Origin of the sequence: Sphingomonas ginsenosidimutans (assembly GCF_002374835.1) — a bacterium.
GTDB classification, from domain to species: Bacteria; Pseudomonadota; Alphaproteobacteria; order Sphingomonadales; family Sphingomonadaceae; genus Sphingomonas; species Sphingomonas ginsenosidimutans.
In genome coordinates this window covers 752471-779466 of the sequence record NZ_NWVD01000001.1, presented here as the reverse complement: position 1 = coordinate 779466, position 26996 = coordinate 752471, and the positions used below count along the sequence as shown (strand labels likewise).

Annotated in this window: 27 protein-coding genes, 1 tRNA gene and 1 pseudogene; 9 read left to right on the top strand and 20 right to left on the bottom strand. The window is 69.5% G+C overall.

The genetic code is table 11. The annotated features are described in order from the left end of the window. Positions 1-12 precede the first annotated feature (12 nt). The 15 genes from murB to COA17_RS03545 all read right to left on the bottom strand — a co-directional run bounded on the left by murB (position 13) and on the right by COA17_RS03545 (position 15641). Positions 13-927, bottom strand: a complete 915-nt coding sequence (gene murB, locus COA17_RS03615) for a UDP-N-acetylmuramate dehydrogenase (RefSeq protein WP_425442662.1) — start codon at positions 925-927, stop codon at positions 13-15. Continuing rightward, positions 906-1106 carry a hypothetical protein gene (locus COA17_RS19525; protein ID WP_066492161.1) on the bottom strand — a complete coding sequence of 67 codons (201 nt, stop codon included), beginning with the start codon at positions 1104-1106 and terminating at the stop codon, positions 906-908. The genes murB and COA17_RS19525 overlap by 22 nt, the downstream gene beginning before the upstream one ends. Next, entirely contained in the window at positions 1106-2539 is a 1434-nt protein-coding gene (gene murC, locus COA17_RS03605; protein ID WP_066492159.1) for a UDP-N-acetylmuramate--L-alanine ligase, read from the bottom strand. The genes COA17_RS19525 and murC overlap by 1 nt, the downstream gene beginning before the upstream one ends. Next, complete coding sequence (gene murG / locus COA17_RS03600) at positions 2536-3681, bottom strand: undecaprenyldiphospho-muramoylpentapeptide beta-N-acetylglucosaminyltransferase (RefSeq protein ID WP_066492158.1); 1146 nt, start codon at positions 3679-3681, stop codon at positions 2536-2538. The genes murC and murG overlap by 4 nt, the downstream gene beginning before the upstream one ends. Beyond that, complete coding sequence (locus tag COA17_RS03595) at positions 3678-4904, bottom strand: FtsW/RodA/SpoVE family cell cycle protein (RefSeq protein ID WP_096610184.1); 1227 nt, start codon at positions 4902-4904, stop codon at positions 3678-3680. Before COA17_RS03595 ends, murG begins: the two co-directional genes overlap by 4 nt. Beyond that, a complete protein-coding gene (gene murD, locus COA17_RS03590; protein ID WP_096610182.1) occupies positions 4901-6202 on the bottom strand; it encodes a UDP-N-acetylmuramoyl-L-alanine--D-glutamate ligase in 1302 nt (433 codons plus the stop codon). The genes COA17_RS03595 and murD overlap by 4 nt, the downstream gene beginning before the upstream one ends. Further along, positions 6199-7269: a phospho-N-acetylmuramoyl-pentapeptide-transferase gene (gene mraY, locus COA17_RS03585; protein WP_066492154.1), complete on the bottom strand. Its 1071-nt coding sequence runs from the start codon at positions 7267-7269 to the stop codon at positions 6199-6201. Before mraY ends, murD begins: the two co-directional genes overlap by 4 nt. Continuing rightward, positions 7270-8643, bottom strand: coding sequence for a UDP-N-acetylmuramoyl-tripeptide--D-alanyl-D-alanine ligase (locus COA17_RS03580; protein ID WP_066492153.1), 1374 nt, complete (start codon positions 8641-8643; stop codon positions 7270-7272). Next, complete coding sequence (locus COA17_RS03575; RefSeq protein ID WP_096610180.1) at positions 8640-10061, bottom strand: UDP-N-acetylmuramoyl-L-alanyl-D-glutamate--2,6-diaminopimelate ligase; 1422 nt, start codon at positions 10059-10061, stop codon at positions 8640-8642. The genes COA17_RS03580 and COA17_RS03575 overlap by 4 nt, the downstream gene beginning before the upstream one ends. Further along, the gene (locus COA17_RS03570; protein ID WP_066492149.1) at positions 10058-11767 is read right to left on the bottom strand and encodes a peptidoglycan D,D-transpeptidase FtsI family protein; all 1710 of its coding nucleotides are present in this window, start codon (positions 11765-11767) and stop codon (positions 10058-10060) included. Before COA17_RS03570 ends, COA17_RS03575 begins: the two co-directional genes overlap by 4 nt. Next, on the bottom strand, positions 11764-12438 hold the full coding sequence (locus COA17_RS03565) for a hypothetical protein (protein WP_096610178.1): 675 nt from the start codon (positions 12436-12438) through the stop codon (positions 11764-11766). Before COA17_RS03565 ends, COA17_RS03570 begins: the two co-directional genes overlap by 4 nt. Positions 12439-12440: 2 nt before the next feature. Further along, the gene (gene rsmH / locus COA17_RS03560; protein WP_096610176.1) at positions 12441-13391 is read right to left on the bottom strand and encodes a 16S rRNA (cytosine(1402)-N(4))-methyltransferase RsmH; all 951 of its coding nucleotides are present in this window, start codon (positions 13389-13391) and stop codon (positions 12441-12443) included. Continuing rightward, complete coding sequence (locus tag COA17_RS03555; protein ID WP_066490392.1) at positions 13388-13891, bottom strand: division/cell wall cluster transcriptional repressor MraZ; 504 nt, start codon at positions 13889-13891, stop codon at positions 13388-13390. The genes rsmH and COA17_RS03555 overlap by 4 nt, the downstream gene beginning before the upstream one ends. A 399-nt stretch (positions 13892-14290) precedes the next feature. Further along, positions 14291-14644 (bottom strand): hypothetical protein, encoded by a 354-nt coding sequence (locus tag COA17_RS03550; protein WP_245857388.1) that lies wholly within the window; start codon positions 14642-14644, stop codon positions 14291-14293. Between the two features lie 16 nt (positions 14645-14660). Beyond that, the gene (locus COA17_RS03545) at positions 14661-15641 is read right to left on the bottom strand and encodes a cysteine synthase A (protein ID WP_066491981.1); all 981 of its coding nucleotides are present in this window, start codon (positions 15639-15641) and stop codon (positions 14661-14663) included. A gap of 169 nt (positions 15642-15810) precedes the next feature. Between COA17_RS03545 and COA17_RS03540 the strand changes: the two genes are divergently transcribed. The 3 genes from COA17_RS03540 to aat all read left to right on the top strand — a co-directional run bounded on the left by COA17_RS03540 (position 15811) and on the right by aat (position 17788). Continuing rightward, on the top strand, positions 15811-16197 hold the full coding sequence (locus tag COA17_RS03540; protein WP_066491984.1) for a hypothetical protein: 387 nt from the start codon (positions 15811-15813) through the stop codon (positions 16195-16197). Positions 16198-16334: 137 nt separating this feature from the next. Next, positions 16335-17042, top strand: coding sequence for a ParA family protein (locus COA17_RS03535; RefSeq protein WP_066490554.1), 708 nt, complete (start codon positions 16335-16337; stop codon positions 17040-17042). 71 nt (positions 17043-17113) lie between these two features. Beyond that, positions 17114-17788, top strand: a complete 675-nt coding sequence (gene aat, locus COA17_RS03530; protein WP_217990986.1) for a leucyl/phenylalanyl-tRNA--protein transferase — start codon at positions 17114-17116, stop codon at positions 17786-17788. A 35-nt stretch (positions 17789-17823) separates the two neighbouring features. On the opposite strand, the pseudogene COA17_RS19835 reads toward aat, so the two are convergent. The 4 genes and pseudogenes from COA17_RS19835 to COA17_RS03510 all read right to left on the bottom strand — a co-directional run. After that, a pseudogene (locus COA17_RS19835) lies at positions 17824-17991 on the bottom strand (DUF2155 domain-containing protein); the annotation flags it as partial. Between the two features lie 284 nt (positions 17992-18275). Beyond that, positions 18276-18671 (bottom strand): NADH:ubiquinone oxidoreductase subunit NDUFA12, encoded by a 396-nt coding sequence (locus COA17_RS03520; RefSeq protein ID WP_066490561.1) that lies wholly within the window; start codon positions 18669-18671, stop codon positions 18276-18278. A 72-nt stretch (positions 18672-18743) separates the two neighbouring features. After that, the gene (locus COA17_RS03515; protein ID WP_231738960.1) at positions 18744-19241 is read right to left on the bottom strand and encodes a cold-shock protein; all 498 of its coding nucleotides are present in this window, start codon (positions 19239-19241) and stop codon (positions 18744-18746) included. A 147-nt stretch (positions 19242-19388) separates the two neighbouring features. Beyond that, positions 19389-19919, bottom strand: a complete 531-nt coding sequence (locus COA17_RS03510; RefSeq protein ID WP_245857386.1) for a regulatory protein RecX — start codon at positions 19917-19919, stop codon at positions 19389-19391. A 102-nt stretch (positions 19920-20021) separates the two neighbouring features. Here COA17_RS03510 and COA17_RS03505 point away from each other — a divergent pair, with 102 nt between their 5' ends. From COA17_RS03505 to nusG, 6 genes are all read left to right on the top strand, one after another. Then, entirely contained in the window at positions 20022-21779 is a 1758-nt protein-coding gene (locus COA17_RS03505) for a fatty acyl-AMP ligase (protein ID WP_066490558.1), read from the top strand. A 130-nt stretch (positions 21780-21909) separates the two neighbouring features. Beyond that, positions 21910-24240 carry a putative bifunctional diguanylate cyclase/phosphodiesterase gene (locus COA17_RS03500; RefSeq protein ID WP_245857384.1) on the top strand — a complete coding sequence of 777 codons (2331 nt, stop codon included), beginning with the start codon at positions 21910-21912 and terminating at the stop codon, positions 24238-24240. A 68-nt stretch (positions 24241-24308) separates the two neighbouring features. After that, a tRNA-Trp gene (locus tag COA17_RS03495) sits at positions 24309-24384 on the top strand. Between the two features lie 162 nt (positions 24385-24546). Next, the gene (locus COA17_RS03490) at positions 24547-24792 is read left to right on the top strand and encodes a hypothetical protein (protein WP_245857382.1); all 246 of its coding nucleotides are present in this window, start codon (positions 24547-24549) and stop codon (positions 24790-24792) included. A gap of 230 nt (positions 24793-25022) precedes the next feature. Next, on the top strand, positions 25023-25220 hold the full coding sequence (secE, locus tag COA17_RS03485; protein ID WP_066484356.1) for a preprotein translocase subunit SecE: 198 nt from the start codon (positions 25023-25025) through the stop codon (positions 25218-25220). A gap of 19 nt (positions 25221-25239) precedes the next feature. After that, the gene (gene nusG / locus COA17_RS03480; RefSeq protein ID WP_066484352.1) at positions 25240-25776 is read left to right on the top strand and encodes a transcription termination/antitermination protein NusG; all 537 of its coding nucleotides are present in this window, start codon (positions 25240-25242) and stop codon (positions 25774-25776) included. 87 nt (positions 25777-25863) lie between these two features. Here the strand turns inward: nusG and COA17_RS03475 are convergent, their stop codons facing one another. Further along, the gene (locus COA17_RS03475) at positions 25864-26946 is read right to left on the bottom strand and encodes a fatty acid desaturase family protein (RefSeq protein WP_096610773.1); all 1083 of its coding nucleotides are present in this window, start codon (positions 26944-26946) and stop codon (positions 25864-25866) included. Positions 26947-26996: the final 50 nt, after the last annotated feature.

Below are 26996 nucleotides of genomic sequence, written 5' to 3'. Positions count from 1 at the left end.
ATGACGTCCTCATCATGCCGGCACCCCCACGCGCTGGATTTCCCATTCCAGTTCGATCCCGCTCGCCGCCTTCACCCGTTTCCGCACCGTCTCGCCCAACGCCTCGATCTCGCCGCTGGTCGCGGTGCCGGTGTTGAGCAGGAAGTTGGTGTGCTTCTCGCTCACCTGCGCGCCGCCCAGCGTCATGCCGCGGCACCCGGCGGCATCGACGAGCTGCCACGCCTTGTGCCCGTCGGGGTTCTTGAACGTCGAACCGCCGGTCTTCGACCGCAGCGGCTGCGACGCCTCGCGCGCGGCGGCGATCCGGTCCATCTCGGCCTGGATCGCGTCCGGCGCGCCGGGCGTGCCGCGGAACGTCGCGCCGATCACCACGGCACCCGCGGGAAGGTCCGAATGACGATAGGTATAGCGAAGGTTTGCGACCGGCAGCGTCCGCCGCGCGCCGTCACGCATCACCACCTCGGCCTCGACCAGCACGTCGGCGGTCTCGCGGCCATAGGCGCCGCCGTTCATCCGCACGAACCCGCCGACCGTGCCGGGGATCGAGCGCAGGAATTCCAGCCCCGCCACCCCGGCATCGCGCGCGGTGGAGGATACCAGGATACCGCTCGCCCCGCCGCCACAGCGCAGCGTGCTCGAATCCAGCGCCGCCGCGGTCGCGAAGGGCTTGCCCAGCCGCACCACCACGCCCGGCACCCCGCCGTCGCGCACGATCAGGTTCGATCCCAGCCCCAGCGCCATCACCGGCACCGCCGGGTCCAGATCGCGAAGGAACGCCGACAGGTCATCGGCGTCGGCCGGCTCGAACAGCCATTGCGCCGCCCCGCCCGACTTGAACCACACCAGCGGCGCCAGCGGCGCGTGCGCGGTCAGGCGGCCCCGCACCGCCGGCAGCGTCGCGGCCGTCACCACGGCCCGGCGCCCCACAGGCGAGTCCACGCCTGCCACGCGGCCAGATTCGCCTCGGCGGCGCGCCTGGTCGCTTCCTGCGCGTCGAGCATCGCAGCGCCCGCATCCTTGGCGTGCTGGCCCGCGTCCAGCATCCGGCGCTGCGCGTCGATCATCTGCTGCTGCCATTGCGACACTGCGTCGAACCAGCCGGGCATCACCGGCGCGCCTCGATCGCGGCGGCCAGCCCGGCAGCCCATTTGGTGATGTCGCCCGCGCCCAGGCAGATCACCTGGTCGCCGCTGCGCACCTCACCCGCCAGCGCGTCGGCCAGCGCCTCGGCATCCGCGATCGCCTCGGCATGGCGATGCCCGCGATCGCGCAGGCCCGCGACCAGCGCCTCGGCATCGACGCCCGCCACCGGCGCCTCGCCCGCGGCATAGACCGGCGCGACATAGACCAGGTCGGCGTCGTTGAACGCGCCGCGGAAATCCTCCATCAGATTGCCGAGCCGCGAATAACGGTGCGGCTGCACCACCGCGATCACCCTGCCCCCTTCCTTGACGGCCTGCGCACTCTCCCGCGCCGCCGCCAACACCGCGCGAATCTCCACCGGATGGTGCCCGTAATCGTCGATCACCGTCGCGACGCCGCCGTCCGCGAACGGCACCTCGCCCACCTTGGTGAAGCGCCGCTTGACGCCGGAGAAGCGCTCGAACCCCTTCTGGATGGTCGCGTCGCTGATCCCCAGTTCCAGCGCGACGCCGATCGCGGCCAGCGCGTTCTGGACGTTGTGGCGCCCGGGCATCGGCAGGTCGATCCCCTCGATCGACCGGACGCTGCCGTCGCGATGGCGGATCAGCGCCTCGAACCGGTTGCCGCCTGGATAGGGGGTGACGTTGACCCCGCGCACGTCCGCCGACGCGGCAAAGCCATAGGTGACGATCCGCCGGTCGCGCACGCGCGGGATCAGCGCCTGCACCTCCGGATGGTCCAGGCACAGCAGCGCCGCGCCATAGAAGGGCACGTTCTCGACGAATTCGACATAGGCGCGCTTGGCCGCATCGAAATCGCCGTAATGGTCGAGATGTTCGGGATCGATGTTGGTGACGACCGCGATCGTCCCGTCCAGCCGCAGGAAGCTGCCGTCGCTCTCGTCGGCTTCCACCACCATCCAGTCGCTGGCGCCCAGCCGCGCGTTGCTGCCGTAGCTGTTGATGATCCCGCCGTTGATGACCGTCGGATCGACCCCGCCCGCGTCCAACAGCGCCGCGACCATCGACGTGGTGGTCGTCTTGCCGTGCGTCCCTGCCACCGCGACGGTGGATTTGAGGCGCATCAGCTCGGCCAGCATCTCCGCGCGTCGCACCACGGGGATACGGTTCTTCAGCGCGGCCTCGACTTCCGGGTTGCCGCGCTTGACCGCGGTGGAGGTGACCACCACCGCGACGCCGTCGACATTGGCGGCGTCATGCCCGATCGTCACCGGGATGCCGCGGCTGCGCAGCCCCTCGACCACGTAGCCCTCCGCGACGTCCGATCCCTGCACCTTGTAGCCCAGGTTGTGCATCACCTCGGCGATGCCGGACATGCCGATCCCGCCGATCCCGACGAAGTGGATCGTGCCGATGTCGGTGCCCACCCCCTTCATGCGAACACCTCGCGCGGCTTGCCCGAACCGACCGGTAACGCGATGCGCGGCGCATCCAGGCTTTCGACCAGATCGGCCAGGTCGCTGGCAGCCTCCGGCGTGCCGCAAGCGCGGGCGCGGGCGGCGGCGTTCTGGAGCGCTTCGGGGTCGAGGCCCAATTTCTGCATCTGCTTGGCGAGTTCCGATGGCGTGAAGGCGGATTGCGGGATCGTGCGCGCGCCGCCCGCGCGCGTGATCTCGCGTGCATTGGCGGTCTGGTGATCGTCGGTCGCGCTGGGCAGCGGCACCAGGATCGCCGGGCGCCCCGCCGCGGTCAGCTCCGCGATGGTGGAGGCGCCCGCGCGCGCGATCACCAGATGCGCCCAGCCGAGATGCTCGGGCAGGTCGGGGAGGTAGGTCGCCAGATCGGCCGCGATATCCAGGCTGGCGTACTTCTCGCGCACGGCGTCAATATCCTCGATCCGCGCCTGGTGCGTCACCTGCAGGCGGCGGCGGAACGCCACCGGCAGCATCGCCAGACCATCGGGCACCACCTCGCTCAGAATCGACGCGCCCTGACTGCCGCCGGTCACCAGCACGCGGAAAATGCCTTCCTCGTCCAGCAGCGGATAGGGCTTGGCGCGCAGCGCCAGCACGCTGTCGCGCACCGGATTGCCGATCAGGTGCACCTTGTCGCGAAGCCGCGGCTTGACCCGCTCGGTCTCCTGATAGCTGGTGGCGATCGCGTCCACCTTGCCCGCGACCAGCCGGTTGACGCGCCCCAGCACGGCATTCTGTTCGTGCACGGCGGTGCGGATTCCGCCCGCGAACGCCGCCGATAGCGCCGGAAACGCCGGATAGCCGCCGAAGCCGACCACCGCCGCCGGCTTGAACGTGCGATACAGTTCCGCCGCCATCGCGCGGCCCTGCCACATCTCGCGCGCCGCCCTGGCCCAGCCGACCGGCCCGCCGGTGAAGCGACCGGCGGGGATGACGTGCGTCTGCACGCCCTCGAACAGACCGGGAAAGCGCACCCCGCGCGCGTCGCTGACCAACGCGACACGGTGGCCGCGGCGCATCAGCTCCTCCGCCAGCGCGGCGGCGGGGACCATATGGCCGCCGGTTCCCCCGGCGGCGAGGACGAAATGGCGCGAACGGGTCATTCGGCGTTCCAGCGGGTGATATAGGGACTGCGCATCAGGAACGGGTTGCGCCGGGTGAACGCCAGTAGCAACCCCATCCCGATCGACAGCGCGACCATCGACGATCCGCCATAGCTGATGAACGGCAGCGTCATCCCCTTCGACGGGGCCAGCCCGGTGTTGACCGCCATCGACACCAAAGCCTGCGCACCGAATTGCACCGCCAGCCCCGACGCCGCCAGCAGCTTGAACGGATCCTGTTCGTCCAGCAGCTTGACGAACACGCGCACCACCAGCGCCAGGAACACCAGCGCGACGATCATGCACGCCAGCAGGCCGAATTCCTCGCCGATCACCGAATAGATATAGTCGGTGTGCGCCTCCGGCAGGCCGAACTTCACCGTGCCGCCGCCCGGCCCGGTCCCGAACCAGCCGCCCGCGGTCAGCGTGGCGTGCGCGGCGTTGGTCTGGAAATGGTCGGCCGCGCCCTCCCCCTCGACACCGGGGAACAGGAAGGCGTCGATCCGCGACCGCGCGGTGCCGTAGAACAGATAGGCCGCGACCAGCCCCGCGGGCACCAGCGCGACGAACCCCATGATCGTCTTCGTCGGCGTCCCCGCGATCGTCACCAGCGCCAGCCAGATCAGGCAGAAGATCACCGTCTGCCCGAAATCGGGCTGCAGCATCAGCAGCAGCGCGATCACCCCGGTCAGTCCGGCGGTGATGATCGTCACCGGCAATTCCTGGTCACGCGACTTGAGCGACAGCAGCCACGCCACCGTCACCACGAAGAACGGCTTCAGGAACTCGGACGGCTGGAATTGCGCGAAGCCGAAGCCGATCCAGCGCTTCGCGCCGTTCACGGTCATGCCGATGAACGGCATCAGCACCAGGCAGGCGATACACACCGCCGCGCCCAGCAACGCCATCCGCCGCGCCAGCTGCACCGGCAGCATCGACACGCCGAACAGCACCGGCAACGACACCGCCACCCAGATCGTCTGGCGCCAGAAATAGTGCAGCGGCTCGAACTTCAGATGCTCGCCCGAATAGCGCATCGCGCTGGCGGGGGAGCCGGCCGCGACCGCCAGCAGGCCGATCGCGATCAGGAACAGCGCCAGCAGCAGCAGCACGCGGTCGATGTCCCAGAACCACGTCCCCAGCGGGGAGGGATCGCCGCGCCCGCCGCGGCCCTTCAGCCGCCCGCGATCGATCGCGCCGCCCGCCGGCTTGCCCTCGGTCATGCCATCTGCTCCACCAGCGCGCGAAACACCTGCCCGCGATGCTCGAAATCGGTGAACTGGTCGAACGAGGCCGCCGCTGGCGACAGCAACACGACATCGCCGCGTTCCGCCTCCTGCGCGGCCAGCTTCACCGCGCGGTCCAGCGTTTCCACCTCCGCGACCGGCATGTGCCCGCGCAGCACCGCGGCGAAGCGCGCGCCGGAATCGCCGATCGTATAGGCGCGAACGACATGGTCGAAATAGGGCGCGCACGCGTCCAGGTCGGCCCCCTTCGCCTTGCCGCCAACGATCCAGTGGATGCGCGGGAAGGCCGCCAGCGCGGGCGCGGCGCTTTCCGGGTTGGTCGCCTTGCTGTCGTTGATCCACGCCACGCCGTTCAGCGTCGCGATCCGCTCCATGCGGTGTGGCAGGCCGGTGAAGCTTTCTAGCGCGCGCTCGATTGCGTCGGCGGGGACATTCAGCGCCTCGGCCACCGCGACGGCGGCCTTGGCATTCTGCTCGTTGTGCGGTCCCTGCAACGACGGCCAGCGCGCCTGCTCGCCGGGCAGCGGCACGCCGTCGATGAAGCGCACGTTCAGCCCGGCCGGCGCACCGTCCAGCACCCCAAGTTCTGCCTCCGCTTCGTAATCGACCACCGCCAGATGCGCGGGCGACTGCATCGCGAACAACCGGGCCTTGCTGGCGGCATAGCCTTCGAACCCGTCATAACGGTCGAGATGGTCGGGCGTGACGTTCAGCAGGACCGCCACGTCGCAGTCGAGCGTCTGCGTCAGGTCGATCTGGTAGCTCGACAGTTCCAGCACATAGACACCGCCCTCCGGCAGCGGCTCCTGCGCCAGGATCGGCAGGCCGATGTTGCCGCCCATCCGCGCGGGGATGCCGGCGGTGTCGAGGATATGGTGGACCAGCGCGGTGGTCGTCGACTTGCCGTTGGTGCCGGTGATCCCGACAACCTTGTGCGCGGGCAAGTCGGCGCGTCCTTCCGCGAACAATTCGATATCACCGATGATCGGCACGCCCGCCGCCCGCGCCTTCGCCGCCAGCGGATGGCGGTTGAGCGGCACGCCGGGGGAGACGACCAGCGCATCGACGTCGCCAAGGTCGATCACCTCCAGATCGGTGATCGCCAGCGCCTCGCGCCCCACCTCGTCCAGCAGCACCTCGCACTTGACCACGTCATTGTCCCACGCGGTCACGCGCGCGCCGCCCGCCAGCAGCGCCCGAACGGCCGCGGCGCCGGAGCGTGCCAGCCCCAGCACCGCATAATGTTTCCCGGCGAAGGCGCGCGCGACGATCATCGCAGCTTCAGCGTCGACAACCCGGCCAGCGCCAGCACCAGGCTGATGATCCAGAAGCGGATCACCACGGTCGGCTCGCTCCACCCCAATTGCTCGAAATGGTGGTGGATCGGCGCCATGCGGAAAATGCGCTTGCCGGTGCGCTTGTACCAGAACACCTGGATGATGACGCTCATCGCCTCGACGACGAACAGCCCTCCGATGATCCCCAGCACGATTTCATGGTGCGCGACGACCGCGATCGTGCCCAGCGCGCCGCCCAGCGCCAGCGACCCGGTGTCACCCATGAACACCGCCGCCGGGGGCGCATTGTACCACAGGAAGGCAAGGCCCGCGCCGATCACCGCGCCGCAGAAGATGGTGAGGTCGCCAGCGCGGGGCACGTGCGGGATGCCCAGGTAATCGGCGAACTTCACGTTGCCCGCCAGATACACGATCACCATGAACGCGACGCTGGCGATGATGACCGGCATCGTCGCCAGCCCGTCCAGCCCGTCGGTCAGGTTCACGGCATTGCCGAACGCCACGATCGTGAACGCGGCAAACAGCGGGTAGAAATAGCCCAGGTCGATGAAATAGCGGTTGGTGAACGGGAAGAACACGCCCGACCCGTTTTCCTGCATGATGATCCACGCCGCGACGCCCGCGATCGCGAATTCCAGCAGCAGCCGCACCTTGCCGGAAACGCCAGCGGTGCTCGCCTTGCGCACCTTGTCGTAATCGTCGAGGAAACCGATCGCGCCGAACCCCAGGGTCACAAACATGCACGCCCAGACGAACGGGTTGCGCAGGTCCATCCAGATCAGGATCGACAGCGACAGGCTGGTCAGGATCATCAACCCGCCCATCGTCGGGGTGCCGCGCTTGGCCAGATGGGTCTGCGGCCCGTCGGCGCGGATCGGCTGCCCCTTGCCCTGCCGCACGCGCAGCCAGCCGATGAAGCGCGGCCCGATGATGAGGCCGATGAACAGCGCCGTCGCCACCGACGCCCCCGCCCGGAACGACAGGTAGCGGATGAGGTTCAACGCGCCCGGGAACCCGAGTTGTTCAGCGATCCAATACAGCACTTATGTCTTCCCGCCCGCCAGTCCGGCCACCAGCCGCGCCAGCCCTACCCCGTTGGAACCCTTGACGAGTACCGCGTCGCCGGGCCGGATCACGGCCCGGGCCTTGTCCAGTGCCGCGGCGGCGTCGGGCACATGGACGAATTCGATCCGCCCCTCAAGCGCCCGTGCAAGATCGCGCATCGCTTCGCCGACCAGCACGGCCGTTTCGACGCGCGCGTCGATCACCGGCACCGCCAGATCGGCATGATAGGCCGGGCTCGCCTCGCCCAGCTCGCGCATCTCGCCCAGGATTGCGACATGCCGGCCGGGCATCTGCGCCAGCACCGCCAGCGTCGCGCGCATCGATGCCGGATTAGCGTTATAGCTTTCGTCAATCAGCGTCGCGGCGCCGCCGCCCGCGGGCGTGATCGCGATCTGCGCGCCGCGGCCGGGCAAGCCACCCAGCTCCGCCAGCGCCAGACCCGCGAGCGCCAGGTCGGCGTCGACCGCATCGGCCACCGCCAGCACCGCCAGCGCATTGGATACCCAGTGTGCGCCCGGCTGCGCCACCGTCACGCTCACTTCGCGCGTGCCGACGCGCGCAGTGACGAAGGTGCCGCCGGACGGCGCCGCCGCCATCTCGATCGGGTGGACGTCCGCCCCCTCCCTGATGCCGAACGTCACGATCCGCGCGGCATAGGGCCGCGCCGCCGCGATCAGCCGGTCGCGATGCGGGCTGTCGAACGGGACGATCGCCACCCCGCCCGGCTCCAGCCCCTGGAAAATCTCGCCCTTGGCATCCGCGATCGCGCCTTCGTCGGGGAAGAACTCGGTATGTGCCGGCGCGATCGCGGTGATAAGCGCGACATGCGGGCGGACCAGCGTGGTCAGATGCGCCAGCTCGCCGGCGTGGTTCATCCCCATCTCCAGCACCGCATAGTCGCTGTCAGCGGGCATCCGCGACAGGCTGAGCGGCACGCCGGTATGGTTGTTATAGCTTTTGACCGAACGATGCGCGCGCTTCGCGGGCGATCGGTCCAGCGCGGCGAACAACGCTTCCTTGGTCGATGTCTTGCCGACCGATCCGGTGACGCCGATCACCCGGCCCGCCACCCGCGCCCGCGCGGCCCGCGCCAGATCCTCCAGCGCGGCGAACGTGTCGGCGACGCGCACATGCGGATGGGTCGTGTCCTGCGACACGATCGCCCCTGCCGCACCTTGCGCGAACGCCTGGTCCAGGAAGCGGTGCCCGTCGGTCGTCTCGCCGGTCAGCGCGACGAACAGGTCGTCCGGCCCGACCTCGCGCGAATCGAACGCGACGCCGGTGACCGCGAAATCCTGCGACGCGGTGCCGCCGGTGGCCGCGGCGATCGCGGCGGCGGTCCACAAGGTCATGCCGCGACCTCGCGCGCGACAGCGACATCGTCGAACGGCAGCACCAGGTCGCCGACGATCTGGCCTTGTTCATGCCCCTTGCCGGCGATCAGGACGATATCTCCCGCCTGCGCCTCCCCCACTGCCGCCGCGATCGCGCTGCGGCGGTCACCGATCTCGCGCGCATCGGGCGCGCCTTCCAGCACCATCGCGCGGATCGCCGCCGGATCCTCGGAACGCGGATTGTCGTCGGTCACGATCACGACATCGGCATGGCTCGCGGCGGCAGCGCCCATCGGCGCGCGCTTGCCGGTGTCGCGGTCGCCGCCGGCCCCGAACACCAGGATCAACCGACCCGCGACATGCGGGCGCAGCGCGGCGCACGCGGCCTCCAGCGCATCGGGGGTATGCGCGTAATCGACATAGACGGGCGCACCGTGCGCGCTGATCGCCGCGCGTTCCAGCCGCCCGCGCACCGGCTGCAACCGCGCCAGCGCCGCGATCGTCGCGGCCGTATCCCCGCCGGTCGCGATCACCAGCCCGGCCGCGATCAGCGCATTGGCCGCCTGATAGGCGCCGATCAGCGGCAGCGTGACGCGATGGTCCGCCCCGTCGGCGCGGATCGTCAACCCCTGTCCCAGCAGCGTCGGCTCGCGCGTGATCAGCCGCAGGTCGTCGCCATGTTCCCCCACGGTGAACACGCGGTTGCCGCGTTCGCGCGCGATGTCGATCACCCGTTCCGACTGCGGATCGTCGGCCCACACCACCGCCGCGCCGTCATCCGACAGCACCTGCGCGAACAGGCGCAGCTTGGCGGTGAAATAGGCCGCCATGTCGCCATGATAGTCCAGGTGATCGCGGCTCAGGTTGGTGAACGCCGCCGCGCGCACCGGCAGCCCCTCGGTTCGATACTGGCTCAGCCCGTGGCTCGATGCCTCGAACGCGACATGCGTCACCCCCTCGCGCGCCAGCCCGGCGACGTTCGACAGGAAGGTGACGACGTCGGGCGTGGTCAGCCCGGTGGTGACCCGATCGTCGGCGGTGGTGACGCCCAGCGTCCCGATCGACGCGGCATGGTGCCCCGCCAGCCGCCACAATTGCCGCGTCATCTCCACGCTGGAGGTCTTGCCGTTGGTGCCGGTGACGGCGACCGCAGTTTCAGGGAACGGCGCGAAGAAGCGCGCCGCCAGCCGGGCGAAGCATTCGCGCGGATTGGCATCGGCGATGTGCAGCGCACCGTCGACCCGCGCCTCCGGCCGCGCGACGACCGCGATCGCGCCCGCCTCGATCGCGGCGGGGATGAAATCCTCGCCGTTGACGCGCGCGCCCTCGAACGCGCCGAATATCGTGCCCGGCGCGACCTTGCGATGGTCGATCGCGAAGCCCGTGACGGTCGCCCCGTGGTCGCCCCCGCCGGGCACCAGTTGCGCCAGCTTCATTCCGGATCCGCCATATTCTCGCCCGGCGCATGCCACAGCAGCCCGGACAGTTCGGACACGTCGATGTCGCGCCGGTCGTCAGGGATCACGCCCAGCATCGCGCCGGTACGGCTGATGACCCGGCTGACGACGGGCGCCGCGGTATAGGCGGCAGTGGTCTGGAAGGAGTTTTCCGCCACGCGCTTGGGGGAATCGAGCATCGCGATGACAACATAGCGCGGTGCGTCCATCGGGAAAGCTGCCGCGAACGTCGACACGTTCGCGTTCTTGGCATAGCCGCCGGCGCGCGGCACCTCCGCGGTGCCGGTCTTGCCGCCGACGCGGTAGCCCGGCGCCTCCGCCTTGCGCCCCGTGCCGTCCTCCACGATCAGCCGCAGCAGCTGGCGGATGCGATAGCTGGTTTCCGGCTTGATGACCCGCCGGCCCTGCACCGCATGGCCCGGCTGCACCTTCAGCAGCGTCGCCGGCCGCCAGATGCCGCCGTTGACCAGCGCGGCATAGGCGCTGGCCAGGTGCAGCGGCGTCACCGCGATGCCGTGGCCGTAGGCGGTGGTCATCGTCGTGGTGCGCGCCCAATAGGTCGGCCACAGCGGGCGGCCCTTCTCGCGCAGTTCGATGTCGGGCTTGGTGTCGAACCCCAGCTTGCGGAACATCTGCTGCATCCGCGCAGCGCCGATCTCGTCCGCGATGCGCGCGGTGGCGATGTTGCTGGAATGGACCAGCGTTTCGGGGATGTTCAGCCAGCGGTTCTGCGCGTGGTCGTCCTTGATCTTGAACCGGCCGACCTGCAGCGGCTGGGTCGCGTCGAACCGGCGCGACATGCTGGTGACGATCCCCGAATCGATCGCGATCGCCATGGTGATCGGCTTGAACGCGCTGCCCAGTTCGTACACCGACTGGATGGTGTTGTTGCGCAGTTCCTCGGTCCCGGCCATCCCGACGCGATTGGGGTTGAACAGCGGCATCGACACCATCGACACGATCTCGCCGGTATTGACGTCAAGGACGATCCCCGCCCCGCCCTTCGCCTGATAGGCCCCGACCGCGCGGCCCAGCTCGCTTTCCATCGCCGCCTGCACCCGGCTGTCGATCGACAGTGCGACCGGCGTGCCCGACAGCGAGGGGTTGGTTAGCCGCTCGTCCAGCGCGCGCTCGATCCCGCTCATCCCGCGCCCGCCGCTGATGAAGCCCAGCGCATGGGCCGCCAGCGTGCTTTGCGGATACAGACGCTGCGTCTCGCGCTCGAACACGATCCCCGGCTCGCCGATCGCGTTCACCGCCTCGACCAGCGCGGGGCTGGCGCGGCGGTTCAGATAGGTGAAAGAAACGGGCCGCGTGATCTGCGCGTAGAACCACGACTGGTCGCCCTTGTCCGGCATCAGGTCGGCCAGCTTCTGCGCGATATCGGCCGGGTCGCCGATCAGCTTCTTGGGGTGGACCCCGATCGTCCAGGCGTCGATCGTGCGCGCCAGCGGGGCGCCGTTGCGATCGACGATATCGCCGCGCGGCGCCATCGCCGCTGCCGCCGCGCCGCGATCGCCGCCTTCCATGACGCCCAGGATCGCCAGCCGCCCGACCACGATCAGGATCGCGCCCGCGAACAGCAGCATCAGCACCATCAGGCGTAGATGCTGGGTCGCCAGCACCTGCTGGCGCTGTTCCCCGGTGCGGGCGTGACGGATCGGCCGGGCCACCAGCGCGGTCAACGCAGGCGGCTCCGCTCCGTACGGGCGCCGCTCAGCAGATCGCCGATCGTCGAATCGCTCAGCAGCGACTTGTCGAGCATCGCCACCGCCTTCATCGCGTGCGCCGGCTGCGTCGCCGCGGCGGTCGCCACCGCCGGGGCCAGCCGCGCCGAGCGCGCCGGCGTGGCGGGCGCGACCACCTTCACCATGCCGCCGACCGCGATCGGCGCGCGGCGCGTCGTGGCAAGCGCGGCGGTGCGCACCACCGGCGCGGGCGACGGGGTGATCGGGGTGGCGGCGGTCTGGATCGCGCCGGCATTGGCGATGGCGGGCGTGGCCGGAACGATCAGCTGCGCGGTGCGCACCGCACCCTCGCCGCCCGGCAGCGTCAGGCCCTGATCCGGCGACAGCGATGCCAGCGCGGCCTCGTCCGCGACGAACTGCTGCGCGGTCGGCACCGTCAGCGCCAGCGTGTCGCCGTTCCAGCGTTCCAGCTGCGCCAGGTTCGCGCGCACGTCGAACTCGGTTTCCAGCGCGCGGATGTCGCGCTGCGCCGACACAATCTTGCGGTCGATCTGCTCCAGTTTCTTGCGCTCGGCCGCCACCTGCGAGGACACCAGGTAGAAACCGATCGCCACCATCGCGCAGCTGGCCAGCCAGCCCAGCCCCTTCAACCGATACATCGCCGCCATCGTTACGCCTCCAGAACCCAAGAAGCCGCCCCGGTACGCCGGGCGGTACGAAGTGTGGCGGAGCGGGCGCGCGGGTTGGCGGCCAGCTCCTGCTCGCCCGCGCGCACGGCGCGGGACGTGATCTCGAACGTCGGTGCGCGCGTCGGCGCGGCAACCGGCATATGGCGCGATCCGGCGGGCGCACCGCCCGACCGGTCGCGGAGGAACCGCTTGACGATGCGGTCCTCCAGCGAATGGAACGTCACCACCGCCAGCCGCCCGCCGGGCTTCAGCGCGCGCTCGGCCGCCTCCAGCCCGCGCTCCAGCTGGTCCAGCTCGCCGTTGACGTGGATGCGCACCGCCTGGAACGCGCGGGTTGCCGGATCCTTCTTGTCGTGCGGGCGATGGCCCAGCGCCTTGCGCACCACCGCGGCGAATTGCGCGGTGGTGGCCAGCGGGCGCGCCGCGACGACCGCGCGTGCGATCCGCCGCGACTTCGGCTCCTCGCCATAGCGGTACAGGACGTCGGCGATCGCCTCCTCGTCCGCCTCGTTCAGGAAATCGGCCGCGGACATGCCCGCCTGACTCATCCGCATGTCGAGCGGGCCGTCCGCCTGGAACGAGAAACCGCGCGCCGACTGGTCGAGCTGCATCGACGACACGCCGATATCCATCGTCACCCCGTCGACCGGCGACAGCTCGCGCGCCGCCAGTTCCTCGGCCATCGCCGAGAAGGTCGCAGGGACCAGCACCAGCGCGCCGGCCGCCTCCTCCACCAGCGCGCCGCCGGCGTCGATCGCATCGGGATCGCGATCGAACGCGATCACCTGCGCGCCGCGTGCCAGGATGCCGCGGGTATAGCCGCCGGCGCCGAACGTGGCATCGACGTGACGCTCGCCGGGGGCGGGGGCAAGCGCGTCGATCACCTCGTCCAGCAGGACCGGGATGTGCGGCATGGCGAGATCGCCGCTCATGACAGGGAAATCCCCTTGTCCTCGCAGGTGAACTCCACGAATTCCTTCAGGAACGGGTCGATGCCCGGCGTCTCGATCAGGATCTGCGGCGCCCAGATGGTGATCCAGTTGAACGACCCAAGGAACACCGCGGCCGCGCCGATCCGCGCATAGCGGCGCTCGAACGTCGGCATGATGAAGCGGCCCGATCCGTCGAACGGCAGCGGCTCGGCCCCGCCGGCGCGATCCAGGATGTTATAGTCGACACGCCCGCTCTTCTCGAACTGTGCGGCGTCCAGCGCCTCCAGCTTCGCCTTCCAATAGGGCACGAATCCGGGATCGTAGGCGATCAGGCAGCGATGTTCGGGGTGCGGCGCGATGATGACGGTGCCGCCGTCCTTGCCGTCCTCGCGCGGGGCGTTCTTCGCCAGCATCGCGCGCAGGGTATTGGGAATGGCTACCCGACCCTTGTCATCGACAAGGCCCAGTCCCTTTCCCTGATAGTCCACCCTTTCTGCCACGCCCACCTCGCACGCGGGGCGCAAAACCGACCTGCCCGGCGCACGGCCATCGCCGCCCGCCGACGATCTGCGTCGGTCACCAACAGTGGTTCTGCCCCCAATGTCGTGGTGGAGGATGTATCAGGGTTAATCGGGGATGAGAAGGGATTTTCGGGGAAGATCGGGGATCAACCGCAAAATCCTTTGTCGTCCGGCGGATCCGCGGGGAACGGCCGCGGCGTCCGGCCGATCGAAGGGTGAAGACCGGGCGCCACGGGCAGTTTAGGGGCGCGATTCCCCGCCCCTCCCCGCGCCGTCCCCGCTTCTCCCCGAACCGGCGCGACGCAGCGCGCTGCGGCGACGCGCGAATCCGGGGCGGGGCGCGGGAAACGGGCGATCGTCATGGCCGGATCGTCGCGCTCAGTGCGCGGCGGAGGGGGATGCGGCGGGCACGGGGGTGTTCGCCGCCGCCGGGGCGACGCCCAGTTCGGCAAGCGGCTCGTTGCTGGCCGACGGTGCCGGCTCGGGCACGGCTTCGTTGGCGACGACACCCGCCGGGTCGCTCGCACCGGTGGCGGCCTTTGTCGCGCTGTTGTGATCGACGCTGGAGAAGACCGCGCTGGCAAGCCCGATCAGCAGGACGATCGCGGCCAGCCCGCTCATCCCGACGCGCACGCGCTGTCGCACCTGATCGGCCTGTGCGCGCTCGGCGCTGTCCTTGTCGCGATGCGGAACCTTCATTTCGTCGCGCGACTCTATCTCATCGTCGCGCATGTGTCGATTCCCGCGCTCACGCGGTACGCCGCACCAGCCCCTTCGCGGTTAGCCATGCCGGATCGTAGAGGGTCGAAAGATAGCGGAAACCGGTGTCGCACAGGATCGTCGCGATCCGCTTGCCCGGTCCCAGCTCGCGCGCCAGCCGTACCGCGCCCGCCACGTTGATGCCCGACGACAGCCCCAGGCACAGCCCTTCCTCGCGCAGCAGCCGGTCGACCCAGTCGAGCGCCTCCTGGTCGGGGATACGGAATTGCGTGTCGACCGGCGCGCCCTCCAGATTGGCGGTGATCCGCCCCTGCCCGATCCCTTCGGCGACCGACGACCCTTCGGACCTCAGTTCGCCATGTGCGTAATAATCGTACAGCGCCGCGCCGTGCGGATCGCTCAGCGCGATGCACACGGCCTCGTCCTTCGCCTTCAGCCCCAGGCCGACGCCCGCGAAGGTGCCGCCCGTGCCGACCGCGCAGGTGAAGCCGTCGACCCGCCCGTCCATCTGCGCCCAGATCTCCTCGGCGGTGCCGGTGATATGCGCGCGGCGGTTGGCGATATTGTCGAACTGGTTGGCCCAGATCGCGCCCGGCGTCTCCTCCGCGATCCGGCGCGAGGTGTGGACGAAATGGCAGGGCGAGGAATAGGGCGCGGCCGGTACCGTCACCAGCTCCGCCCCCAGCGCGCGCAGCGTGTCCATCTTCTCCTTGGACTGGGTGTCGGGCATGACGATGATCGTCCGATATCCCTTGGCGTTGGCGACCAGCGCCAGGCCGATCCCGGTATTGCCCGCCGTCCCCTCGACGATCGTGCCGCCGGGGGTCAGCAGCCCGCGCTCCTCGGCATCCTCGACGATCGACAGCGCCGCGCGATCCTTCACGCTGGCGCCGGGGTTCGCGAACTCGCACTTGCCGAAGATGTCGCAGCCGGTCGCCTCGCTCGGCCCCTTCAGCCGGACGAGCGGGGTATTGCCGATCAGGGCCAGCGTATCGGGGGTCGTATGCATGGCGCCTAGATGCTTGCGCAGCCCGCGCGGCGCAAGCGATCGAAAAACTTTCGCGCCCGATGGCCCGCCTTTGAGTCGCGGGACAGCGACCGTTCGCGCCTGCGGAAAAGCCGGTCGTTTGCATCCCGCCCTTGACGTATTTTTCCGCATAAGCGAAGCGATATGGGCTATGAAGACGCTCCCCCTTCTTCCCGTCGCCGCCGCGATCTTCGCGCTCGCAGCATGCAACTCCGAACCGTCCAAGCCGCAGGTGCTGGATTCCAACCCCGATCCGATGGCGTCGACGCTGGCCAATGCCGCGCCGGTCGAGCTGCCGCCCGCGATCAAGGCGGACAAGACGATGCGCTGCAAGGACGGCAGCCTCGTCTACGTCACCTTCTTCCAGGGCGACAAGCAGGTGGTCGTGCGCACCGAAAAGGGCGGCACCCCCACCATGCTGAAGGGCGCGGAAGCCGGCAAGCCGCTGACCGCGGACGGCGGCTGGTCGCTGACCGGTTCGACCAGCGAGGTCACGTTGACGCGCCCGGGCAAGTCGGCGATCGCCTGCCACTCCTGATCGCATATCCCATCGTTCAACGCCCTTCCCGCGCCATCGCGGGAAGGGCTTTTTTATGCGTATCGCACCGGCACCGCGCCCCGCCACGCCCTACCATGCCTTGCCCGCCCGGCACCGCCCCCCTAACATCCGTCAACATGACCACCATCGCGATCTACAGTCTGAAGGGCGGCGTCGGGAAATCGACTCTTGCGGTCAATCTGGCGTGGTGCGCCTCGGCACTGTCGGCCCGGCGGACATTGCTGTGGGATCTCGACCCGCAGGCGGCGTCCAGCTGGATCCTGGGCGACAGCGGGCAGCACGACCGCGCGCAGGCGCTGTTCTCCCGCGATGTCGCCCCCGCCAAGATGATCGAGCGCACGCGCTTCGACCGGCTGGAACTGCTGCCCGCCGACAGCTCGCTGCGCGATCTCAACCACCTGTTCCGCGAACTCGACAAGAAGCGCCGGCTGCGCAAGCTGATCGCCGATCTGGGCGACCATGACGTGGTGATCCTCGATTGCCCGCCGGGCCTGACCGAAACCGCCGATCAGGTCGCGCGCGCCGCCGACCTGATCGTCGTGCCGGTCATCCCCTCCCCGCTGTCGCAGCGCGCCTTCGCCACGGTGGAGGCGCAGTTCGGCGGGCAGGTGCCAATGCTGCCGGTGCATGTGATGGTCGACCGCCGCCGCGCACTGCATGTCGAGGCGATGCAGCGGCATCCCGACTGGCCGGCGATCCCGATGGCCAGCGCGGTGGAAAACGCCACCGCGCGCCGGCTGCCGGTCGGGGTCGCCGCGCCGCGCAGCCCGGTCGCCGCCGCCTTCACGCATCTGTGGCGGAGGATTGAACGACGACCCGCCTGATCCCCGATCCGGCCCCCGCCCCGCTCGATCCGTCGCTGCTGCTGGGCGCCTATTCGGTCGGCGTATTTCCGATGGCGGACAGCCGCGACGCCGCCGACGTCTATTGGGTCGAACCGCGCCGCCGCGCGATCCTGCCGATCGACGGCTTCCACCTCTCCCGTTCGCTGCGCAAGGTGATCGTCGCGGATCGTTTCCGCGTCACCGCCGATCGCGCCTTCGAACGGATCATCGCGCTGTGCGCGCAGGCGGCCGACGACCGGCCGGAAACGTGGATCAACGCCGCGATCGAACAGGCGTTCGTCCGGCTGCATGCGCTGGGCCTGGCCCATTCGGTCGAATGCTGGGACGGCGACGCGCTGGTCGGCGGGCTCTACGGCCTGGCGATGGGCCGCGCCTTCTTCGGCGAAAGCATGGTCAGCCGCGCACCCAATGCATCGAAGGTCGCGATCGCCACGCTGGTCGCGCGGCTGAAGGCGGGCAGTTTCACGCTGCTGGATTGCCAGTTCATGACCGATCACCTCGCCTCGCTGGGCGCGGTGGAGATCGACCGCAGCCGCTACATGGCGTTGCTGGGCGATGCGCTTTCGGCGACCGGTTCGTCCGCAGGCGCCGCTTCCTCCGCCTCCGTCGAAGCCGCATCAGCGGCGGCGGGGGCCGGCGATTTCTTTGCGCTGGAGGGGCTCGCCGGTGCCGGAGCCGCGCCCTCCGGAAAGCTGACAGTACAGCTCTTGGCCCAGACGTCATAGACCGGGTGCAGCACGACGTTCAGCTGCGGGCGTTCCTTGTACAGCCAGCCCGAAAAGACCCGGCGCCACTGCCCGTCGATATTGCGCACCGCCAGCTGGACGAATGCGCCGGTCAGCTGCTCGGCCTCCCACGGCGCGGTCTTCTCGCACGCGCGCAGCCGGATGACGACGTCGCCGACGCGCAGTGCCTGGCCCGGGCGCATCGTCACGTCGCGGCTGACGCCGTTGCGCTTGTTGAGCAGGCCGAGCACCGCCACCCGCTCCGCCATCGGCGTCTTGCCGTAGTCGACGGGGGCGTCCTGCGCATCCAGCTGCACGGTGTCGCCCGCACCGGGCGCATCGGCGCCCGCGGTCGCGGGGACCGCATCGGGCACCGCCTTGCTGACCTGCGGCGCGTCGCGCCGCCGATCCCCCAGCACGTTCACGCCGGTCCAGGCCGCGCCCGCCACCGCCACCACGACCAGCCCGCCGATCGCGAGCCGGCGGATCATGCGTCGGGGTTCCACGCCTCATAATCGCCGGTCGCGGCGGCACGGGTGCCGCCCTTCTCCAGCGCGCCCATCGGGCGATAGGCGAGCGCAGTGCCGGTCATGTTGGGCACCGCCGGCTTCTGCCACGCGCGGGGGGGGGGCAGCACCTCGTCGGGAACGCCGTCCACCTGCCGGTGCAGCCAGCTGTACCATTCCGGCGGAATGCGGCTGACGTCGTTGGCGCCGGCGTAGATCACCCAGCGGCGCGGCTCGCCCGCGGTGTCGCGGCCGCCCTGCCAATAGGTGTTGCCCAGCGAATCCTCGCCGACCTGCTTCATGCCGCGCAGGCCGTACAGGATGGTGCCCCAGGACGCGCCGGTCCACCAGGTGAACGGATTGAGATTGATGCCCATCGTGAGACGCCGCTTACCCGCGCCGGCGCGGCGCTTCAATGGCGAATGGGCCGATCATCGTCGCGCGCGCGATCATTCGTGCAGCGCCACGCCGATCGCCAGCGGCCCCTTGCGCCCCTCCACGATCCGCGCGCGCAGCCGCTGGTCGGGATCGACCTCCGCGATGCCGGCGCGACGCAGCGTCTCCATATGCACGAACACATCGCCGGGGCGGACGTCGGCGGTCAGGAAACCATAGCCCTTCAGGCGGTTGAACCACTTGACCGTCACGTCTTCCCACTCGCCCGCCTGATCGACCAGCGTCGCGGGATCGATGCGTTCGCGGTCGCGCTCGCGCAGCGCCTCCACCGCGACGCTGGTGTCGATCGCGATGATCTCGGTCGCCTGCCAGCCCTTGACGCTGCGGACCGCCCAGCCGTCGACCCGCGCGCCTTCGGGCAGGGTGCGGCGGCCGAACGCCTGCAGCACGCTGAAATGGATCAGCACATCGCCGATCTGCGCATCATCGGCGACGAGGAAGCCGAAGCCGCGCGTCGCGTCGAACCATTTGAGCACGCCGGACACCGCCACGGCGGCTGGTGCCGCTGGCGCGTCGTCCCTTTCGTCCCCGCCCCCCCCGGCGGGTGCGTGTACCTGTTCTCCCACTTACGTCGGTCCCCTGTTGGGAGGAGCGCTAACGGTTGCACTGCACACGGCGCCAGCGCAAGCGCCGATACGTCATTCGGGGTCGGGAATATGTCCCGGCGGGCTCGCCAGGATACGGCGGGCAATGTCCATCCCGTGTCCGGCACGCAGCAGCGCCGCCATCTGCCGCTCGCGGGTGCGCGGATCGGGCACGGCGTCGGCGAACGGGCCGATACGGCGGCGGCGCGCCAGTTTCAGCGCGCTGTCCCACGCCGCGGCGCGCGCCTCCGCCAGTGCCGTCGCGGCGTCCGGCTCCGCCACGCCCGCGGCGCGCAGCGCGTCGGCGACGCGCCGCACGCCATAGCCTGAGCGAGTCAGCGCAGCGCCCTTCATTGCCGCGAAACCGCGATCGTCGACATAGCCCCTCTCCGCGAACCGTTGCGTCAGCGCGGCGATGTCGGCCGGCTCCCCGTCCCAGCCGCGCTCGCGGATCTTGCGCGCCAGATAGTGCGCCAGCTTGCCACGCGTGGTCGCGAACCGCTCGACATAGCGCAGCGCCAGCTGCTCCAGCGCACAGGCATCCAGCGGCGGCGGCGGACGGGAGGAGCGCGATCGGGGCGGCACGCCATGTTTGTGCCACACTGGTCACCGATTTTGAACGCTTCAGTAATGCATCTTTTACCGATCGAGATTGCGCGACGGCCATCGTTGCGACAGGGACAGACGATGACGACGACCGAGATTGCCATCACCACCGCGGGGCCGCAGCCCACGCCCACTGCCGATCCGCTGCCGCGCCGCTTCGCGGATTTCGCGACGCTGGCCGAGGCGCTGGACTATGCCGCGCAGACCGCACGCGGGCTGAACTTCCACGATGCCCGCGGCACGCTGCAGCGCGCCTACCCCTTCGCCGAGCTGCGCGACGATGCGCGGCTCGCCGCGCTGCGCCTGATCGCCGCCGGGATCGCACCGGGCGACCGGGTCGCGCTGGTCGCGGAAACCAGTGCGGAATTCGCCGCGCTGTTCTTCGGCACCGTGCTGGCGGGTGCCTGGCCGGTGCCGCTGCCGCTGCCGACCTCGTTCGGCGGGCGCGATTCCTACATCGACCAGCTGCGCGTCCAGCTGGCGAGCTGCGATCCGAAGATGCTGATCTATCCGGCGGAGCTGACGCAGATGGCCGGCGCTGCGGCGGAGGCTTCGGGCGTCGAGGGCGTCGACTGGACCGAATTCGCCACCCGCCCCGCGCCCGCCGCGGATCTGCCGGCACTGGCCAGCGACGACGTCTGCTACCTGCAATATTCCAGCGGCTCGACGCGCTTCCCGCATGGCGTGGCGGTGACGCATCGCGCGCTGCTCAGCAACCTGGCCGCGCATGCGCACGGGATGCAGATCGCCGCGACCGACCGCTGCATCTCGTGGCTGCCCTGGTATCACGACATGGGTCTGGTCGGCTGCTTCCTGTCGCCGGTCGCCAACCAGGTGTCGACCGATTACCTGAAGACCGAGGATTTCGCCCGCCGCCCGCTGTCGTGGCTGGACCTCATCAGCCGCAACGCCGGCACCTCGCTCAGCTATTCGCCGACCTTCGGCTATGACATCTGCGCCCGCCGCATCTCCAGCCAGACGAAGGCGTCGGACCGCTTCGACCTGTCGCGCTGGCGCGTTGCGGGCAATGGCGCGGACATGATCCGCCCCGACGTGATGCAGGCATTCGTCGATGCCTTTGCCGATGCCGGCTTCCAGGCGACCGCCTTCCTGCCCTCCTATGGCCTGGCGGAAGCAACGCTGGCGGTGTCGCTGATGCCGGTGGGCGAGGGCATCCGCGTCGAGCTGGTCGAGGAAACCGAGCTGTCCGGCGGCGAGCGCGGCGGCGCGGATCGCCCGCAACGCTATCGCGCGATCGTGAACTGCGGGAAGCCGGTGCGCGACATGGAGATCCAGGTCCGCGAGGAAGACGGCACCCCCCTGCCCGACGGTGCGATCGGCAAGGTATGGTGCCGTGGCCCGTCGGTGATGGTCGGCTATTTCCGCGATCCCGATGCGACCGCTGCGTGCATGGACGGCGACTGGCTGGACACCGGCGACATGGGCTACATGTCGGACGGCTACATCTTCATCGTCGGCCGCGCCAAGGACATGATCATCATCAACGGCCGCAACCACTGGCCGCAGGATATCGAATGGGCGGTCGAACAGCTGCCGGGGTTCAAGGCCGGCGACATCGCGGCCTTCGCGATCACCACGCCGGGCGGTGAGGAAACCCCCGCCGTACTGGTCCAGTGCCGCAGCTCGGACGAGGCCGAACGCCGCCGCCTGCGCGACGATATCCGCGATCGCGTCCGCTCGGTGACGGGCATGAACTGCGTCGTCGAGCTGATCCCGCCGCGCACGCTGCCGCGCACCAGCTCGGGCAAGCTGAGCCGCGCGAAGGCGCGCAACCTCTATCTGGCGGGCGAGATCAAGCCCTACGATCTCGCCGCCTGACCGGGCCGCATCGCGCCGGCGATCGATGCCGGCGCGGCGCGCCTTTCACCGCCATTCCGGCGAATTCGGCACGCCCGCCTACATCGCGCGGTCAACGGTTCGTCAACCTGCGCGGTGATAGCAGGATGGGGTGACCGCTCCCCCGCTCCCCTCCGCGCTCGATGCCTGGCTCGCGCCGCTCGCGCTGAGCGGGTACACGGATGTCGAACGGGCGGTACGGCGTGCGCAGCTGCGCGCCGCCGCGCAGGGTGCCCCGCTGCTGTTCGCGGCGCAGATCGCCGCGATATGCGGGGTGCTGGCGATGCTGCCGTCACCCGCCGCGGACATAAGGTGGAGCGGCTGGGCCGCGGTGGGCGTGCTTGTCGCGCTGATCCTCTTCATCCGCCGGCGGCGCGCCGTGCACGCCGACAATGCGGCGGCAGTTGGCGGCAGCGCGATCGACGGCATCGCGCTGGGCGCGATGTGGGGCGGCGCGATGTGGCTGGCGGCGCCGCTCGGCGGGGGCACGACGGTTCCCATGCTGTGGACGTTCGTCTGCGCGCTGGCGCTCGCCATCGCCGCGGTGCGGCTGCTGGCGCTGACGCTCGGCTTCGTTGCGGCGGCCGTCGCCTGCGCGGCGGTGCCGCTGTGGGCCGCGGCGGGGCCGGTCGCGGGCCTGGCCGCGCTGTCGATCCCGCTGCTGGCCGCCGCGATCGCGGTCGCGCGCGCGCAGGCGCTGTTCGCCGCTGAACGGAGCGCACAGCAGCTGGCGGAATGCGACGCCACCGTCCGGCTGGCGCTGCACGAATTCGATCCCGATCATGCCGACTGGCTGTGGGAAACCGATGCCGCGCGCCGCATCGTCCGGGTCAATGCGCGCTTTGCGGAAGCCTGCGCGCGCGATCCGGCGGAGATCGAGGGCGTGCCGCTGCTTCAGCTGCTTGCCGGTCCGTCCTGGGACAGCGGCGCCTTTCACGCCGGACTGCGCCAGCTAGCCGACCGGTTGAAGAACCGCGACAGCTTCCATGGCATCGCCGTCCCGGTGCTGGCCGGCGGGCAGCAACGCTGGTGGACGATCGCGGCCACCCCGCGCCACGACGCCGACGGGCATTTCGCGGGCTTCCGCGGCATCGCCTCCGACGTCACCGAACAGCAGGTGTCGACCGAAAAGGTCCATCGCATGGCGCGGTTCGATACGCTGACCGGCCTGCCCAACCGCCTGTTCGTCAACGAGTCGCTGGGCCACGCGCTGGTCGATGCAGAACGGCGCGGCATCCGCTGCGCGTTCATGATGATCGACCTTGACCGGTTCAAGGCGGTCAACGACACGCTCGGCCATCCGGTCGGCGATCGGCTGCTGGAGCGCGTCTCGCGCCGGCTGACCGGGTTGATGAGCGAGAATGAGTTCATCGGGCGGCTGGGCGGTGACGAATTTGCGGTGGTCGTGCGCGACGCCAGCGATCCGCAGCGCGTCGAGCAGCTGGCCCATGCGATCATCGACACGCTGTCGCGTCCCTATGAGGTCGATCAGCACACGCTGTTCATCGGCGCCTCGGTGGGCGTCGCCACCCATCCGCGCGACGGCCGCGCTGCCGAAACGCTGATCCGGTCCGCCGATCTCGCGCTCTACCGGTCGAAGGATCGCGGCGGCGGGGTGTTCCACGCCTACGAACCGCAGCTTCATGCCGAGGCGGAGGAGCGCCGCATCCTGGAACTGGCGCTGCGCAAGGCGCTGGAACGCGACGAATTTCACCTCAACTACCAGCCAGTCGTCGACGCGCGCACCGGCAACCTGCGCGGGTTCGAGGCGCTGCTGCGCTGGCAGCATCCCGAACTGGGGCTGATCCCGCCCAATCGCTTCATCGGAATTGCTGAGGAAACCCGCCTGATCGGTGCGATCGGCGAATGGGTGGTCCGCACCGCCTGTATGGAGGCGGCGCGCTGGCCCGCGCCGATGCGCATCGCGGTGAACGTGTCGCCCGAACAGCTGCACCAGCCGCAGTTCCTGAACATCGTCGCCACGGCGCTGGCGGACAGCGGCCTGATGCCGTCGCGGCTGGAGCTGGAGGTGACCGAAAGCGTGTTCCTGCGCGAAGGGCTGGGCGCGACCAAGGTGCTGGAGAAGATCCAGGCACTGGGCGTCGGCCTCAGTCTCGACGATTTCGGCACCGGCTATTCCTCGCTCGGCTATCTCGGCCGCACGCGCTTCACCTCGATCAAGATCGACCGCAGCTTCGTGCGCAACGCGGCGAGCGGAACCGCCGAGGCGGTCGCGATCATCCGCGCCGTCGTGGCGATGGCCGACAGCCTGGGCATGGCCACCACCGCCGAGGGCGTGGAGACAGCGCGCGAGCTGGAGATGGTGCAGCAACTGGGCTGCACCTGTATCCAGGGCTTCTACTTCGGGCGCCCGCTGGCGGTGGCCGATGCACGTGCGCTGGCGCTGCGCAGCGGCCAGGCCACAACCAGCGCGGTCGCCTGATCGCACGCGGCCGTGCGCGACGCCGCGCTTGACTCGCGTCCGGCGTGCGGCCATGTGCCCGCCCACACAGGAGTGTAGCTCAGTTGGTAGAGCATCGGTCTCCAAAACCGAGGGCCGTGGGTTCGAGTCCCTCCACTCCTGCCACTATATCCTGACCCGGACGCGACATGGCGGCGGCGCCCTGGCCGGGCGGCCCCTTTGCGCCTCGATGAAAATTCCGTCCATCCCGGAACATTTTGGGATAGGCGATGTTACCGAATGGCGTTGCCGCGTGTTGGGGCGCTAGTTTCTAAGGGAGCCACTTTTATGCGTAACATCCTGGCCGGCGTGGCCGCGCTCAGCCTGATCGCCGCCCCGACCATGGCGTCGGCAGCCCCTGCCGCTTCGAACCCGGCTGCCAGCCTGTCGGTCGCCAAGTCGCGCGCCGCGACCCCCTCGGCGAAGAAGAGCGAGCTGGGTGGCGCGGGCATCTTCGGCGCGATCATCCTGGCGGGCGTCGCCGCGATCGGCGTCATCGCGGTCGTCAACGACGACGATTCCGACAGCAACTGATCCGACGGGACGCGCGCCAACGCGTGCTGATGGACGGGGCCGGGCGGCGACGCCCGGCCCTTTGTTGTTGCGGCGGACCTGGCGGATAGCGAGCGGGGCGCGCTTGCCTTTTCCGCGCGACGATCCTATGTCCGCCGACACATCCGACAGCGCGGACGGTTCATCACCTTTTCCCTTCCGGGGACAAGGTGGCGGACCTATGCCGGGTCACCATTGCAAGGCTCCACCACGTGGCGAAGACTTCACCGCTGGAATTCATCAATCAGGTTCGCGCCGAAACCGCGAAGGTCGTGTGGCCGACCGGTCGCGAAACCGTGATGACGGGCGTGATGGTCGTCATCATGACGACGATCCTGGCGCTCTTCTTCCTGGGCGTTGATTCGATGTTCAACGCGGTGGTCAAGCTGCTGCTCAGCCTGGCGCAGTAAGGACGGGAATTTCAGTACGATGGCGCGCTGGTACATCATCCACGCCTATTCCGGGTTCGAGGGCAAGGTCCGCGATTCGATCATGTCCGAGGCCGCCCGCATGGGTCTGGAGCAGCTGGTCGAGCAGATCGAGGTTCCGACCGAAACCGTGACCGAGGCCCGCCGCGGCAAGAAGGTGTCGGTCGAACGCAAGTTCATGCCCGGCTACGTCCTGGCCAAGCTGAACATGAACGACGACGTCTATCACCTCGTCAAGAACACGCCGAAGGTGACCGGTTTCCTGGGTTCGTCGGGCAAGCCGCAGGCGATTTCCGAGGCGGAAGCCGCGCGGATGCTCCAGTCGAAGGAGGAAACCGCCGCCGCGCCGAAGACCAAGGTCAAGGTCGATTACGAGATCGGCGACGCGGTCAAGGTGCTGGAAGGCCCCTTCGCCAGCTTCAACGGCACGGTCGAGGAACTCGATTTCGACAAGAGCAAGGTCAAGGTGTCGGTCAGCATCTTCGGCCGCGCCACCCCGGTCGAGCTGGACTTCGAACAGGTCGAACGCAGCAAGTAACCGCCACCGTCCCTGGACGGCGCAGGACAGCAAAAGGCCCGCGGATCGGCATGATCCGCGGGCCTTTTTGTCGTCGACGACGGGCGATCAGCGCGGCCGCAGCGTCGCGATCGTCAGCTTGCTCACCAGCCCCGGCAGCCCGGCATAGTTCGCCTTGTAATAGGGCGAGCCCGGCTCCAGCACTGCGGACAGGCGGCGGTGCGCCTCGCCCAGCGCGTGGTAGGGCACGCCCGGCAGCAGATGATGCAGCGCGTGGTAGCGCAGCCCGATCGGCGCCCACAGCGCCGGCAGCAGCGCCGGCGGCGGTACGTTGACCGAATCGAGATACTGCGCGGTCACCGTCATCACCTCGCCCTCATTCTCCCACAGATGCGCCACCAGCGTGCGCACCTGGTTGATGAGCGCGACACCCGACCCGACCAGCACGAACGCCACGAACGCCTTCAGCGGCAGCACGCCCGTCGCCGCCGCGCCGATCAGCGCGATCGCCCATACGCTCGTCACCGCTTCCCACAGCGTCCAGCGCGTGCGCTCCTCGCCCGTCGGCATCCGGCGCCGGAACGACGGGTTGATCGACAGCGCCGAGTAACGCGCCACCACCGCCTCGCGCAGCGGCCGGATCAGCGCCGACAGCGGCGCCAGGATCGCGAAGCGGATCAGCAGGCCGATCGGCGCCAGCAGCGACACGATCACGAACACCGGCAGCGTCCACGGCTTCATCAGCGCCAGCGGCAGATATTCGGGATCTTCCGACGTGCCGTAGCGGGTCCGCGCGTGATGCAGGTTGTGCACCCCTTCGTACATGAACGACGGGATCATCATCGGCACGCCGATCAGCAGGTTCCAGCCGGTGCGGAACCCCGGCAGCGCGCTGTGCTTCACGTGCGTCAGTTCGTGGATCATGCTCATGCCGCGATACAGCGCCAGCATCGAGACCAGCCCGGCCAGGATCGCCCAGCCGGTGGACGAGGTCATCACCGCCGCCGCCAGCGCGCCATAGCCGACCAGCGCCGACACGATCAGGTCGGCCCAGTATATACGCGGATCGGGGCGGACCAGATCGCGGGTCAGATCGGCGGCAGCCTTCAGCATCGCCCGGTCGTCGGCGATCGCGACGCGCGCGGGCGATGCCCCGGCCGACGTGCGATCCATGGTAAGCGAGGTCGTCATGACATTGTCCATTGCCCGAACATAGTGGCGACACGGTGGCCATCACAGGG